Below are 14,474 nucleotides of genomic sequence, written 5' to 3' on the forward strand. Positions count from 1 at the left end.
AAGGTAGTTGAGCATGGAAAATATTAAGTCACATGTGGTGTTAGGGCTGGGAGCAACTGGGCTTTCGGTTGTGCATTATCTACATGAACAGGGGATCACTCCTCTGGTGATGGATAGTCGTCATCAACCTCCCGGCATGGAGGAACTCAAGCGTTTATATCCTGAGGTTGAGTTACTGACTGGCGGTTTTGATTGTCGTTATCTAGTGCAAGCAAGCCAAATTATTATCAGTCCTGGTATTGCCATTGATACGCCTGAGATCCGTGCGGCTATCGATATGGGTATTGAAGTTATTGGGGATGTGGAGTTATTTGCCCGAGCGGTTAAGGGTAGAGAGCCTTGTGTAATAGGTATTACCGGTTCAAACGGTAAGTCTACAGTGACCACATTAGTTGGTGAGATGGCGAGGGTCGCAGGTCTTAACTATGCAGTTGGTGGCAATATCGGTGTTCCCGCACTGGACCTGCTTAGAGAGCCAAGAGATCTCTATATTTTAGAACTTTCCAGTTTCCAGCTCGAGACCACGCACAGTTTAAATTGTATCGTGGCGACCTGTCTCAATATCAGTGAAGATCACATGGATCGTTACACAGACCTTGAGGCATACAGGCAAGCAAAACTGTCACTCTATTGCCAAAGTAAACGCGCGCTGTTTAATCGAGAAGATGAACTGACCGAGCCAAAAGATCCGATGAATCAAAATAGTTTTGGATTGTCGGCACCATTTAATGATGAGTGGGGCGTTCGTGATGGCAAGGTAGTACATGGAACAACAGAGATCATGAATCTGCTTGATGTTGCGCTTGTTGGTAGTCATAACCATGCTAACCTGCTCGCCGCTATGGCACTGGCTTATCATGCCGGAGTCGATAAAGAATCGATGATACAGGTTGCGATGACATTTACCGGTTTAGCGCATCGATGTGAATTGGTGGCAGTTCAAAATGGCGTCAGTTATGTCAACGACTCTAAGGCTACCAATGTCGGCGCAACTGTTGCTGCACTTGAAGGGTTTAGCGATCATCTTGGTGGCATTATTTTAATTGCGGGTGGAGATGGAAAAGGTGCTGATTTTCAGCCATTGCAGCAGGCTATTCAAGGGCTTTCTCAACTGATCACATTAGGAAAAGATGGCGATAAAATCGCAGAGTTCTCTGAGAAAGCTATTCGAGTTAGCGATATGTATGAGGCGGTAAAAAAAGCGAATGAACTTGCTGAGGCTGGAGATATTGTATTGATGTCACCAGCTTGTGCGAGCCTAGACATGTACAAAAACTTTATGGCTCGTGGCGAAGATTTCAGAGCAGAGGTTAATGCATTAGCTGGAAGCTCTAATGCGTAGTGACGAGCGACAACTCAATCTATTTGGCACGAGTGTCACTTGGAGTTGGCCGAATCTGTTTAAAGAGAATGAAGCGCCGGGTGTGCAGCTTTATGACAGAACCTTATTGATGTCCGTCATTGGACTTATCTGTTTCGGTTTTGTCATGGTGATGTCGGCATCGATGCCTGAAGCACAAAGCTTGAAAGGGAATCCTTATCACTTTGTTATGAGGCATCTCGTTTTTATCATTGGTAGCGTCATTATTGCTGCTGTTGTGCTCCGGATCCCCATGGCAATGTGGCAGAGGTTTAGTCCAATATTCCTATTGATAGTCGGGATCATGTTAGTGGCTGTACCTTTTGTGGGTCATACCGTTAATGGGGCCACACGCTGGTTGGTTATTGGCCCATTAAGAATTCAGGTTGCTGAATTGGCTAAGCTAGCGTTTGCCATTTACATGGCAGGCTATCTGGTGAGGCGTCATCAGGAGATACGAGAAAATGCCAAAGGCTTTTATAAGCCGATAGCCGTGTTTGCTGTCTATGCCATCTTGATCTTGATGCAGCCAGATTTAGGCACTGTGGTTGTGCTGTTTGTGGGCACTGTAGGTTTGCTGTTTTTGGCTGGTGCTAGATTGCTCGACTTTTTTGCTCTGATCCTCACGGGGATAATGGCGTTTGTTGCTTTGGTATTGCTTGAGCCATACCGGATGCGACGGGTGACCTCCTTTATGGATCCTTGGCAGGATCCATTTGGCAGTGGTTACCAGCTCACTCAGTCTTTAATGGCTTATGGGCGTGGAGACTGGTTTGGTCAAGGGCTGGGAAACAGTATCCAGAAGTTGGAATATCTGCCCGAGGCTCATACGGATTTTATTTTTGCAGTGATTGGTGAAGAGTTAGGTTTTATCGGCATTATTGTTGTGTTGACAGTGCTGTTATTTGTTGCATTAAAGGCCATTAAACTGGGCAATCTATGCATTCAAGTAGATAAGGCGTTTGAAGGCTATTTAGCTTATGCCATCGGTATTTGGTTCTGTTTTCAAACCGTCGTTAATGTTGGGGCCAGTATCGGAATGCTACCAACTAAAGGGTTAACTTTGCCTTTTATCAGTTATGGCGGCAGTAGTTTATGGGTGATGACTGCGGCGGCGATGATACTAATTCGAATCGATCATGAGCGTCGATTAAGCTCCATACAAGCAGTTCAGGGGAAGAAAAGTTAATGACGAATGTCAGTGACGAAAAACGCATTTTGATTATGGCTGGCGGCACCGGGGGACATGTATTCCCTGCGTTAGCCGTTGCTAAGTACCTAAGTAAGCAGGGCTGGAAAGTTCGCTGGTTAGGTACTGCAGAGCGTATGGAAGCGCGTTTAGTTCCTCAGCATGGTTTCGATATCGACTTTATCGATATTAAAGGCGTTAGAGGTAATGGTGTTGTACGTAAATTGGCAGCGCCATTTAAGGTGCTGCGCTCGATTGCGCAGGCACGGGTGGTCATTAAAGAGTTTCAGCCTGATGTAGTGTTAGGCATGGGCGGTTTTGCAAGTGGCCCAGGTGGCGTTGCTGCGAGATTATCCGGGATACCTTTGGTACTGCATGAGCAAAATGCGATCCCAGGGATGACGAACAAGCTCTTATCCCGTATCGCTTCTCAGGTGTTATGTGCTTTTGAAGATACGTTTGATCAGGTTCAGGCTGAAGTGGTCGGTAATCCGATCAGAGAGGAGCTGATCGCTTTAGGCCAAACCCCTAAAGATGCGGGGGCTAAAGAGTCCTTAAAAGTGTTAGTAGTTGGTGGCAGTTTAGGTGCCAAGGTCTTTAATGACCTGATGCCGACAGTGACAGCAGATATGAGCAAGACACATCTCATTACGGTGTGGCATCAGGTTGGCAAGGGAAACCAGCAATCGGTGAAAGGTGAGTATCAGCGTTTAGGGCTAGACGGTAGCGTGAGCGTTGCGGAGTTTATTGATGACATGGAAGCGGCGTACCGATGGGCGGATGTGGTGTTGTGTCGCTCAGGAGCATTAACTGTTTCTGAGTTGGCGGCAATTGGTCTGCCAAGCTTATTGGTTCCTTATCCACATGCGGTGGACGATCATCAAACTAAAAACGCGCAAGTATTAGTGAAGGCCGGGGGAGCATTTCTGCTGCCACAACCAATTTTAGATATAGATAAGCTGATCGGGAAGTTGCAGATCTTATCGTCTGACAGAGATGAGTTAGATCAGATGGGTCAACGTGCAAAAAGTGTTGGCGTGATTGATGCGACCCAGAAAGTCGCCGATGTCTGCATTCGATTAGCGGGAAAGAGTTGAGATGGGTAACGATAAAGAGAAGTATTCAAAATTAAGAAACATCATTCCTGAGATGAGACGTGTTAAGCACATCTATTTTGTCGGAATTGGTGGTGCGGGTATGGGCGGCATAGCCGAAGTACTCGTTAATGAAGGTTATCGTTTATCAGGCTCTGATATTGCTGAAAATGCCGTTACACAAAGGTTGGCGTCATTGGGAGCAAAGATTCACCTTGGTCATAAAGAGGAGCAGGTACATGGCGCAGATGTTGTTGTCGTCTCTACCGCTATTCATGCAGATAACCCTGAGTTATTAGAGGCACAGGCATTAAGAATTCCAGTGGTTCGCCGCGCAGAGATGTTAGCTGAGTTGATGCGTTACCGTCATGGGGTAGCAGTTGCTGGAACCCATGGCAAAACGACCACAACCAGTTTAATAGCCAGTGTCTATGGTCAAGCTGAGCGAGATCCCACCTTTGTCATCGGCGGGCTGTTAAACAGTGCGGGAACCAATGCCAGATTAGGTAATAGCCGCTACTTGATTGCGGAAGCTGATGAGAGTGATGCAAGTTTCCTCCATCTGCAACCTATGGTTAGCGTTATCACCAATATCGAAGCGGATCATATGGATACCTATGAGGGGGACTTTGAACGATTAAAGTCTACCTTTATCGATTTCCTTCATAACCTACCATTTTATGGCATTGCGGTTATGTGCATTGACGATCCTGTTGTGCGTGAGCTTCTTCCTAGTGTGGGCCGTAAAATTGTGACCTACGGTTTTAGTGAAGACGCTGATGTTCAGGCGCTTAATTTTGTTCAGGATGGGTACCGTAGTCGTTTCACATTAAGAAGAGCTGGCGTTGAAGATGTGGAAGTGATGGTGAACCTGCCTGGTGAGCATAATGTACTGAATGCTTTGGCTGCCATAGCTGTTGCCAGCGAAGATGAGATTGAAGATGAAGCAATTATTCAGGCGCTGGCTGACTTCGAAGGAATTGGCCGTCGATTCGAGCAGCTTGGTTGTTTCGATACCGATAGAGGTGAAGTGGTTTTAGTTGATGATTATGGCCATCACCCCAGTGAGGTGGCGGCAACAATTAAAGCGGCGAAACTAGGCTGGCCTGAAAAGCGTTTAGTGATGATCTATCAGCCACATCGCTATAGCAGAACTCGCGACCTCTATGAAGACTTTGTTGAAGTGCTGTCGCAAGTCGATTGTTTACTGCTGCTCGATGTTTACTCTGCCGGAGAGGCTGCAATACCGGGAGCGGACAGCCGGGCCCTGTGTCGCTCTATCCGTCTACGCGGTCAGCTAGATCCTATTTTTGTGGCAGATCAAGAGCAGTTGCTGACCTTGTTACCGGATGTGCTGCAGGAGGGAGATCTCCTGTTGACCCAAGGTGCTGGAAATATCGGTGCATTAGCTAGGCAGTTAGCCCAGAACAAATTAGGTTTCGAATCAACAAACAATGATTCGAACAGGGGATAAGTTTGAATAGCGTCTCATTGCAGAACTATCAGATTTTGACCCTAGGAATAAGGTCTATATAATGGCCGATTTTCCGAGGTTAATGAATGCAATAGCCTTGTTTCCAATAGATGATTTAAGGGTAGAAACCTGTGTCTTGGGTTGATGTTAGCCAAAGGTGGAAGCTTAAACTGCAGCAGGTCGATTGGTACTTGTGTTTTGGGTTGCTGTTTCTGCTCTTTGTGCTCTTAGGTCTTTCAATGGCGGCTTGGAAGCTAAATCTGGTTGTTAATGATGCCGATGCTTTGCCGATTGAAGCGGTAGCCATCAAGGGCGAACGTGATAAAACCTCAGATGAGGAGATACAGGCTGCCCTGCGTGACTTGATGCAACGTAGCTTCTTCTCTGCCGATGTGAATCAGGTTCAGGCTGCGTTAGAGGCTCTGCCTTGGGTATATCAGGCTTCGGTGAGACGTGAGTGGCCAGCAAAGTTAAAGGTCTACCTCGTGGAACAGCAGGTGGTTGCTCACTGGAATGGCGATGCTTGGCTCAATATTCATGGACAGGTATTCGATGCTCCTAAAAGAGAGAGTGTTGGCACTCTGCCCTTGCTAGCAGGACCAGAAGGTCAGTCGAAATTAGTGTTAACGACATTTCGTCAGCTAAGTGAGCTTTTAAAGATTAATGGCTTCAATTTACACAGTTTAAGTTTAAGCCCAAGACATGCTTGGCATGCATCACTGGATAACGGGATCATGCTGGAGTTGGGTCGAGAAGATAAGATGGCAAGGATACAGAGATTTATTAACGTGTATCCCACGCTGGCAAAGCAATCAAAAAGTGTTGCTAAAGTTGATTTGCGTTACGACACCGGATTAGCCGTAGGTTGGAAAAATGCACAAGAAGAGAGCCACTAAATAATGACCAAGAATCAAGATAGAAATCTGATCGTTGGATTGGACATAGGAACCTCTAAGGTTGCTGTGATCATAGGTGAAGTGCTGCCTGATGGTGAGATCAGTGTTGTTGGATTAGGAAATCATCAATCCAGAGGCATGGATAAAGGTGGTGTGAATGATCTTGATTCCATTGTGCGCAGTGTTCAGCGAGCGTTGGATCAAGCTGAGCTGATGGCTGATTGCCAAGTGTCATCTGTGTACTTGGGGATCTCAGGAAAGCATATCAGTTGTCAAAACGAAAACGGCATGGTCTCCATCAATGATGAAGAGGTGACTCAGGATGACGTTGACAATGTGATACACACAGCGCGTTCGGTAAAGATACCGACAGAGCGCCGCATTTTACATGTGCTTCCACAGGAGTACGCAATCGATGTGCAAGATGGAATAAAAAGTCCAATCGGTATGTCGGGTATGCGGATGGAAGCTAAGGTGCATATCGTCACTTGTGCTAACGATATGGCAAAGAATATCACTAAGAGTGTCGAACGTTGTGGCTTGAAAGTGGATGATCTCGTGTTCTCCGCTATCGCATCGGCAGACTCAGTGCTGACTAATGACGAGAAAGATCTTGGGGTCTGTTTAGTCGACATCGGTGGCGGCACGACAGATTTAGCTGTCTATACCAACGGGGCTTTGCGTCACTGCGCCGTGGTGCCTGTCGCGGGTAATCAGGTGACGAACGATATCGCCAAGATTTTCCGTACACCGTTATCTCATGCTGAGCAGATCAAGGTTCAGTATGCCAGTGCGCGCAGCTCGATGGTGAGTCGAGAAGACAGCATTGAGGTACCTTCTGTTGGCGGACGTCCGTCGAGAAGTATGTCCAGACATACCTTGGCAGAGGTCGTTGAGCCTAGATACCAGGAGTTATTTGAGCTGGTATTGCAGGAGTTAAGAGACTCAGGATTAGAAGATCAAGTGGCCGCTGGTATTGTTATTACAGGTGGTACCGCGTCGATTGAGGGAGCGGTAGATGTGGCGGAGGCAACCTTTGGAATGCCTGTGCGAGTCGCATCACCACTGCCAGTAAAAGGATTATTTGAATATGTGGATCAACCTATCTACTCCACTGGAGTTGGGTTGTTGCACTATGGGGCGAGAAGGGTGGTTGAACGTCAGTTCGAGCGTCCAGAACGTCAAGGGGTTACCAGTCTTTGGAATCGGGTTCAAAGCTGGTTTAAAGGTGAGTTTTAATTCCTAATCGTAAAGCGGCATAGAGTTCGTTCAATTAGAGATTAAACATATAACGCAAGCAAAACGGAGAGAAAGCCATGTTTGAGATCATGGATAGTCATACTGATGAAGCGGTGATCAAGGTCATCGGAGTTGGTGGTGGCGGTGGTAATGCCATCGAACATATGGTTAAACACAACATCGAAGGTGTTGAGTTTGTTGCAACGAATACTGATGCTCAAGCATTAAGAAAGTCGTCTGCAGGATCGACCATCCAACTAGGGCGCGACATCACCAAAGGTTTAGGTGCTGGAGCAAACCCAGAGATTGGCCGTCTAGCGGCTGAAGAGGATAAAGAAAATATCCGTAATGCAATCAAAGGATCTGACATGATCTTTATTGCTGCGGGTATGGGTGGTGGTACAGGTACAGGTGCTGCGCCAGTTGTCGCAGAAGTGGCAAGAGAGGAGGGGATCTTAACCGTTGCAGTTGTCACTAAGCCGTTTCCTTTCGAAGGCAAAAAGCGCATGTCTTATGCCGACCAAGGAATAGAGCAGCTAGCAAAGCATGTGGACTCTTTGATCACCATTCCAAATGAAAAGCTGCTAAAAGTATTGGGCCGTGGAACTTCACTACTTGATGCATTTGCCGCGGCAAACAATGTTTTATTAGGCGCTGTACAGGGTATTGCAGAACTTATCACACGTCCTGGTTTGATTAACGTCGATTTCGCCGATGTTAAGACAGTGATGTCTGAGATGGGTAATGCCATGATGGGGACTGGTGTTGCAAGCGGTGAAGATCGTGCTGAAGAGGCGGCTGAAGCGGCTGTAGCAAGTCCACTACTTGAAGATATCGATCTAGCTGGAGCTCGAGGCGTGCTTGTGAATATCACTGCTGGCATGGATATGAGCATCGAAGAGTTTGAGACTGTGGGTAACCATGTTAAAGCTTATGCTTCAGATAATGCGACAGTAGTTGTTGGTGCGGTTATCGACCCTGAAATGAGCGATGAGCTGCGTGTAACGGTTGTTGCTACAGGTATCGGTGCTGAGAAGAAGCCTGATATTCAGCTTGTTTCAAAGCCAGCTCCACGTCCAGAGCCAACAGTAGCTTCTGAGCCACGTGTTGAAGTTACAGAAGAGGTGCTAAACCAGTCTGTTGCTGCTGTGGGGAATGTTGCTCCAGCAGCTGTACAACCTGCGCCAACTTTAGCACCAAAGAATGAAGCTGATTACTTGGATATTCCGGCATTTTTGCGCAAACAAGCTGATTAAATTAGCTTTATGCCATTGAGTGACTAATTTGATTGCGAAAGAGAGTGCTAGTTAAGTAGTCAAACTTTGGTTAATTTGCAAAGGTATGTTAGCATATCCGACCAGCCACGCCTGTGTGTGCATTTTTTGCTGCTCAGGATTTGAGCTTTTATTGTTGAGAGAAACGGGTAATACAATGATTTTTCAAAGAACTGTTAAAGAAATGGTGAAAACAACCGGAGTCGGATTGCATTCCGGCAATAAGGTGACTTTGAGCATCAAGCCCGCACCTGTTAATTACGGCATTGTATTAGTGCGTACGGATCTGGAGCCAGCAGTTTCAATCCCTGCTAAGGCTGATCAAGTTCGTGAAACCACTATGTGTACTGCGTTAGTTAATGACGATGGTGTTCGTATCTCGACGATTGAGCACCTGTTTGCTGCTTTAGCGGGTCTAGGTATTGATAATGCATTGATTGAAGTCGATGCACCTGAAATCCCAATCATGGATGGCAGTGCCAGTCCGTGGGTATTCCTACTTCAATCAGTCGGAATTCAAGAGCAATCAGCGGCTAAGAAATATCTAAGAATCAAAGACACTATCCGTGTTGAAGATGGAGACAAATGGGCGGAGCTAAAACCGTTTAATGGCTTTAGAGTGGATTTTGCAATCGACTTTAACCACCCAGAAATTGCCCGTAGTCAGCAACATATGGTGATGGATTTTTCAACTTCAGCATTCGTACGCGATATTAGTAGAGCAAGAACGTTTGGCTTTATGCGCGATATCGAATACTTAAGAGCTAACAACTTAGCCTTAGGTGGAAGTATGGAAAATGCAGTCGTGCTTGACGAATATAAGGTCCTCAACCCCGATGGCTTGCGTTATGAGGATGAGTTCGTTAAGCATAAGATTTTAGATGCATTCGGTGACTTATATGTCGCTGGTCATGCCATTGTTGGTGAGTTTTGTGCTTTCAAAACAGGCCATGCACTGAATAATCAATTAGTGCGTGCGTTACTAGCTCAACAAGATGCTTGGGAGCTAGTTAGTTTTGAGAAAGATGAAGCGCCAGTTAGCTTCTCTGTTCCCGCCGGTGCGGTATTTGCTTAATTTAACTGATGTTGAGAAAGAGAAAGCACGTCAAGGTTTCTCTTTTTTCCTAAATGGTCTTCAGTGATTTTAACCAACTAAACGGATTGAAACAGAAGCCTATTCTAAGATTGCCTTGAACGGCTGGCTAATGCAGCCAGCCGTTTTAGTTTAATCGCAAGAGAACCTTCTGCGTGTTCTGCCAATGCCTCTATATGTGTGGCTGCGGTCTGTGTGATCTGGTTATGGTTTTCCTTCGCTTTTGTTGCGTACATTAACAGACTCGGGTTGACTTTAACTTCGATAGCAGAGAGCATGGGGAGCGTTTCGGCTTGCAGCTGTTGTAAAACTTTGGTCTTTTGGAAGTTTATTCTTGCGGCCCATGCAGCAGTTGTTGTTTCAATAACTAAAACACCCTGTCGGAAATTAGCAACTTTAAGTTGTTCCGATACCGGACCTGTTAGCACTTGTTTGACGTAATAATCTAAGTGCATAAGCAGTTCAGCTTTTTCAGCGATATTGGGCAGTTGTCCACGTTGATGAAGTAACTGACTTAGGTCTTGCGGGGGCTTTTTCATATGATAATAAAATGGCTTAATTAGGCTATGAGTGTAACAGTTTTTATTCAAGGTCGAAATGGCGCCACACGATGGCAGCCCGGCAAACGTTGGCTTCTATTGCCCGTCCTGTTGATCGCAGCAGGTACTGGTCTATATCAGCATAACGCTAAACAAGTTCAGCAACAGCAGACGAATGCAGACAGTGAACGTTTAGCCCGTGAGTCTCAAAAGCAAGAGCTGATTGAGCTTAAAGGGGCGACCGAGTCACAACTGGCGATGCTAGTTACCCATGTCGCAAGTATGCAGGCTAAAGTGACTCGCCTTGAGGCGTTAGGTCAACAAGTTGCTAAGAACAATCAATTAGAAGATCAATTCGATTTCTCTTCCGCAGTCGGTGTTGGTGGCCTGAGTGAATTAGGCGCAGACATCGAACTCGAACAACTTATCGCAGATATGGATAAGTTAGTATCAAGAATAGATAATAATAATGTTCAGCTTTCAATACTTGAAACTGTTTCATCTAATCTCCATATAGATGAAGAGCGTTATATATCTGGGCGTCCCATCGAAAAAGGATGGTTATCATCGCCCTACGGTTTACGAAATGACCCTTTTAACGGACGTAGAACAATGCATAAAGGCATTGATTTCGCTGGTAAAGAGGGAACCAATGTGGTTGCAACCGCTGGCGGTGTGGTCACATGGGCAGGCAAAATGTTTGGATATGGTGAGTTAGTCGAGATAGATCATGGCAATGGTCTGCGAACTCGCTATGGACACAATAAGTCTTTGTCAGTAGCTGTGGGTGATGTCATCGCCAAAGGTGAAAATATTGCAAAAATGGGAAGTACCGGTCGCTCGACTGGACCCCATGTGCATTATGAAGTGTTGCGGGGTGGACAGCAGATAGACCCGCAGAAATATGTCTACCGCAAGGCAGGTTAATATAATATAAGGCTTTCAGACTCGACAGGGACTAAGCCAACAACTTAAAAGTGGTTCAGATGTTTGGTAAATTACTGACAAAATTATTTGGTAGTCGTAACGATCGTACACTTAAATCTCTTGGCAAAATTGTCACTAAGATTAATGCTCTTGAAGATGACTATGAAAAGTTAACCGATGACGAGTTAAAGTCTAAGACATCTGACTTTCGCAACCGTTTAGAATCAGGCGAAACTCTGGATGATGTCATGCCTGAAGCGTTTGCCGTTGTACGTGAGGCCTCTAAGCGTGTTTTTGAGATGCGTCACTTCGATGTGCAGATGCTTGGTGGTATGGTGCTCGACAGTAACCGTATTGCTGAGATGCGTACCGGTGAAGGTAAAACATTAACCGCCACACTACCTGCCTACCTTAACGGATTAACAGGTAAGGGTGTTCACGTCATTACCGTTAACGATTACTTGGCGCGTCGTGATGCTGAAAATAACCGTCCACTGTTTGAGTTTTTAGGACTTTCTGTTGGCATTAACGTTGCGGGTCTAGGCCAGCAAGAGAAGAAAGATGCCTACAATGCCGATATCACTTACGGCACCAATAATGAGTTCGGTTTCGATTATCTCCGCGACAACATGGCGTTCTCTCCGGCTGAACGCGTTCAACGTCCGCTACACTACGCCCTAATCGATGAGGTCGATTCGATCTTAATCGATGAAGCACGAACTCCATTGATCATCTCTGGCGCCGCTGAAGATAGCTCTGAGCTTTATACTAAGATTAATACCCTTATTCCGCATCTTATTCGTCAAGATAAAGAGGATACGGAAGAGGAGATCGGTGAAGGTGATTACTCCATCGACGAGAAAGCCAAACAAGTTCATATGACTGAACGTGGTCAGGAGAAGGTAGAAGTCCTTCTGACTGAACGTGGCATGCTAGCTGAAGGTGATTCACTCTATTCAGCGGCTAACATCTCTTTGCTTCACCATGTTAATGCTGCACTTCGTGCGCATACTCTGTTTGAGAAAGATGTCGATTATATTGTGCAAGACAACGAAGTGATTATTGTTGATGAGCATACAGGTCGTACTATGCCTGGTCGTCGTTGGTCTGAAGGTCTTCATCAAGCGGTAGAAGCAAAAGAGGGGGTTCATATTCAAAATGAAAACCAAACTTTAGCATCAATCACTTTCCAGAACTTCTTCCGCCAGTATGACAAGTTAGCGGGTATGACTGGTACAGCAGATACCGAAGCTTTCGAATTTCAACATATCTATGGCTTAGATACGGTTGTGATCCCAACTAACAGACCTATGGTGCGTAAGGACCATGCGGATCTGGTTTACCTGACTCCAGATGAAAAATATGCTGCGATTATTCAGGATATCCAAGGTTGTCGTGAACGCGGTCAGCCAGTACTTGTAGGTACGGTTTCCATTGAGCAGTCTGAGCTTCTTGCAAGATTAATGAAGCAGGAAAAAATCCCACACGAAGTGCTAAACGCTAAGTTTCATGAGCGTGAAGCTGACATTGTTGCCCAAGCTGGTCGAACAGGTGCTGTCACTATTGCTACTAACATGGCGGGTCGTGGTACCGATATCGTATTGGGTGGCAACTGGAACATGGAGATCGATGCTCTTAGTAATCCAACTGACGAGCAGAAAGCCAAGATTAAAGCTGATTGGCAAGTAAGACACGATGAAGTCGTCGCTGCCGGTGGTTTACATATCTTAGGTACTGAGCGACATGAGTCTCGCCGTATCGATAACCAGTTACGTGGTCGTTCTGGTCGTCAAGGTGATGCAGGTTCATCACGCTTCTATCTTTCAATGGAAGATAGCTTAATGCGTATCTTTGCTTCTGAGCGTGTCTCTTCAATGATGAAGAAGCTGGGTATGGAGCAGGGCGAAGCGATTGAGCATCCGTGGGTATCACGTGCTATTGAAAATGCACAGCGCAAAGTAGAAGCACGTAACTTCGATATTCGTAAGCAATTACTTGAGTTTGATGACGTGGCCAACGATCAGCGTCAGGTGGTTTATGCTCAACGTAATGAGCTGATGGACGCGGAAAGCATTCAAGATACTATTGTTAATATCCAAGCTGACGTCGTTAATGGTCTTGTCGATCAATATATTCCACAGCAATCAGTGGAAGAGCTTTGGGATGTTCCTGGTCTTGAAACACGCCTAACCCAAGAGTATGGGCTGAAAATGCCAATACAAGAGTGGTTAGACACAGAGAAAGATCTGCATGAAGAAACCCTACGTGAACGTATTGTTGACACTTGGGTTAAGGCTTACCAATCCAAAGAGGAGATGGTTGGCGAATCTGTATTACGTCAATTTGAAAAAGCCGTCATGCTGCAAACTCTTGACGGACTTTGGAAAGAACACTTAGCTGCAATGGACCATCTTCGTCAAGGAATTCACTTGCGTGGCTATGCGCAGAAGAACCCTAAACAAGAGTATAAGCGTGAATCATTTGAGCTTTTCCAGCAGATGCTTGAGTCATTAAAGCATGATGTCATTAGTGTGCTCTCTAAAGTACAGGTTCAGGCGCAATCTGATGTTGAAGAGATGGAAGAGCGTCGTCGTCAAGAAGATGCCAAGATCCAACGTGACTACCAGCATGCTGCAGCCGAAGCACTTGTCGGTGCAGAGGAAGCTGAAGCACTAGCGGCTCACACACCTACAGTACGTGAAGGTGAAAAGGTTGGACGCAATGATCCTTGCCCATGTGGCTCGGGTCGTAAATACAAACAGTGTCATGGAAAGTTAACTTAATAGCTTATGATGTAGTGAACAGACAAAAGCCATCTAATTATTAGGTGGCTTTTTTGATCTTAGTCTCTTGTCCTGAAATATTTTTATATCTATTGGTATTGTGGCAACAAGCAAGCTGATTTTTGACCATTATATGAGAAGTTGTGGATAACTTTGGTAGTAAATAGTGTGTAGCTTGTGGCTATATATAAAGATCGCAAAAAGATCGTTTTTTAAGAAAAAAGCGCTTGTGCTCTGGGTTAAACTGCCTATAATGCGCAACCACTGAGACAACACAGCAGGCTTTCAGCCTAAAGTGACAGTCACAGTGTGATGAAATACTTAATTGCATTCATCAGGTTAAAAGTGTTTAAGTCGTTATTTAGATGTACCTTACATACGAGAGTGTATAAGAAATCATCGCTTGAAAAACTTCTTAAAATTAACACTTGACGCCAACCACGGAGAGTGTAGAATACGCCTCCTCAAGCCAACGACCAAGCGTCAACGGCAGCACGATTAAGTGCAACGCTCTTTAACAATTTATCAAGTAATCTGTGTGGGCACTCACAGGTGTTGAGTTATTCGAAACTACTTCTCACGAGGTAGTCAAAAATTTTCTCAATG

11 protein-coding genes are annotated in these 14,474 nt (G+C 45.5%); 10 read left to right on the forward strand and 1 reads right to left on the reverse strand.

Annotated elements, in window-relative coordinates:
* Positions 1-13: 13 nt before the first annotated feature.
* From murD to lpxC, 8 genes are all read left to right on the forward strand, one after another.
* On the forward strand, positions 14-1,342 hold the full coding sequence (gene murD, locus K0625_RS19080) for a UDP-N-acetylmuramoyl-L-alanine--D-glutamate ligase (RefSeq protein WP_220111137.1): 1,329 nt from the start codon (positions 14-16) through the stop codon (positions 1,340-1,342).
* Complete coding sequence (gene ftsW / locus K0625_RS19085; protein ID WP_220111138.1) at positions 1,335-2,549, forward strand: cell division protein FtsW; 1,215 nt, start codon at positions 1,335-1,337, stop codon at positions 2,547-2,549. The genes murD and ftsW overlap by 8 nt, the downstream gene beginning before the upstream one ends.
* Positions 2,549-3,646 (forward strand): undecaprenyldiphospho-muramoylpentapeptide beta-N-acetylglucosaminyltransferase, encoded by a 1,098-nt coding sequence (gene murG, locus K0625_RS19090; RefSeq protein ID WP_220111139.1) that lies wholly within the window; start codon positions 2,549-2,551, stop codon positions 3,644-3,646. Before ftsW ends, murG begins: the two co-directional genes overlap by 1 nt.
* 1 nt (position 3,647) lies before the next feature.
* Positions 3,648-5,117, forward strand: coding sequence for a UDP-N-acetylmuramate--L-alanine ligase (gene murC / locus K0625_RS19095; RefSeq protein ID WP_220111140.1), 1,470 nt, complete (start codon positions 3,648-3,650; stop codon positions 5,115-5,117).
* 131 nt (positions 5,118-5,248) lie between these two features.
* Entirely contained in the window at positions 5,249-6,013 is a 765-nt protein-coding gene (locus K0625_RS19100; protein WP_220111141.1) for a cell division protein FtsQ/DivIB, read from the forward strand.
* Between the two features lie 3 nt (positions 6,014-6,016).
* Positions 6,017-7,252, forward strand: coding sequence for a cell division protein FtsA (gene ftsA, locus K0625_RS19105; RefSeq protein ID WP_012327106.1), 1,236 nt, complete (start codon positions 6,017-6,019; stop codon positions 7,250-7,252).
* Positions 7,253-7,329: 77 nt separating this feature from the next.
* Positions 7,330-8,508 (forward strand): cell division protein FtsZ, encoded by a 1,179-nt coding sequence (gene ftsZ, locus K0625_RS19110; RefSeq protein ID WP_220111142.1) that lies wholly within the window; start codon positions 7,330-7,332, stop codon positions 8,506-8,508.
* A 175-nt stretch (positions 8,509-8,683) separates the two neighbouring features.
* A complete protein-coding gene (gene lpxC, locus K0625_RS19115; RefSeq protein WP_012327104.1) occupies positions 8,684-9,601 on the forward strand; it encodes a UDP-3-O-acyl-N-acetylglucosamine deacetylase in 918 nt (305 codons plus the stop codon).
* A 104-nt stretch (positions 9,602-9,705) separates the two neighbouring features.
* On the opposite strand, the gene K0625_RS19120 is transcribed toward lpxC, so the two are convergent.
* A complete protein-coding gene (locus K0625_RS19120) occupies positions 9,706-10,158 on the reverse strand; it encodes a DUF721 domain-containing protein (RefSeq protein ID WP_220111143.1) in 453 nt (150 codons plus the stop codon).
* 27 nt (positions 10,159-10,185) lie between these two features.
* Here K0625_RS19120 and K0625_RS19125 point away from each other — a divergent pair, with 27 nt between their 5' ends.
* Positions 10,186-11,085: a M23 family metallopeptidase gene (locus K0625_RS19125; protein ID WP_220111144.1), complete on the forward strand. Its 900-nt coding sequence runs from the start codon at positions 10,186-10,188 to the stop codon at positions 11,083-11,085.
* A 59-nt stretch (positions 11,086-11,144) separates the two neighbouring features.
* Complete coding sequence (gene secA / locus K0625_RS19130; RefSeq protein ID WP_220111145.1) at positions 11,145-13,868, forward strand: preprotein translocase subunit SecA; 2,724 nt, start codon at positions 11,145-11,147, stop codon at positions 13,866-13,868.
* Positions 13,869-14,474: the final 606 nt, after the last annotated feature.

The sequence above is a fragment of the Shewanella nanhaiensis genome, assembly GCF_019457885.1.
Lineage (GTDB): Bacteria > Pseudomonadota > Gammaproteobacteria > Enterobacterales > Shewanellaceae > Shewanella > Shewanella nanhaiensis.

What these genes read in the sequence shown, in the direction of transcription:
- murD (WP_220111137.1), top strand. Translation starts at nt 14, where the DNA reads ATGGAAAATATTAAGTCACATGTGGTGTTAGGGCTGGGAGCAACTGGG.
- ftsW (WP_220111138.1), top strand. Translation starts at nt 1,335, where the DNA reads ATGCGTAGTGACGAGCGACAACTCAATCTATTTGGCACGAGTGTCACT.
- murG (WP_220111139.1), top strand. Translation starts at nt 2,549, where the DNA reads ATGACGAATGTCAGTGACGAAAAACGCATTTTGATTATGGCTGGCGGC.
- murC (WP_220111140.1), top strand. Translation starts at nt 3,648, where the DNA reads ATGGGTAACGATAAAGAGAAGTATTCAAAATTAAGAAACATCATTCCT.
- ftsA (WP_012327106.1), top strand. Translation starts at nt 6,017, where the DNA reads ATGACCAAGAATCAAGATAGAAATCTGATCGTTGGATTGGACATAGGA.
- ftsZ (WP_220111142.1), top strand. Translation starts at nt 7,330, where the DNA reads ATGTTTGAGATCATGGATAGTCATACTGATGAAGCGGTGATCAAGGTC.
- lpxC (WP_012327104.1), top strand. Translation starts at nt 8,684, where the DNA reads ATGATTTTTCAAAGAACTGTTAAAGAAATGGTGAAAACAACCGGAGTC.
- K0625_RS19120 (WP_220111143.1), bottom strand. Translation starts at nt 10,158, where the DNA reads ATGAAAAAGCCCCCGCAAGACCTAAGTCAGTTACTTCATCAACGTGGA.
- K0625_RS19125 (WP_220111144.1), top strand. Translation starts at nt 10,186, where the DNA reads ATGAGTGTAACAGTTTTTATTCAAGGTCGAAATGGCGCCACACGATGG.
- secA (WP_220111145.1), top strand. Translation starts at nt 11,145, where the DNA reads ATGTTTGGTAAATTACTGACAAAATTATTTGGTAGTCGTAACGATCGT.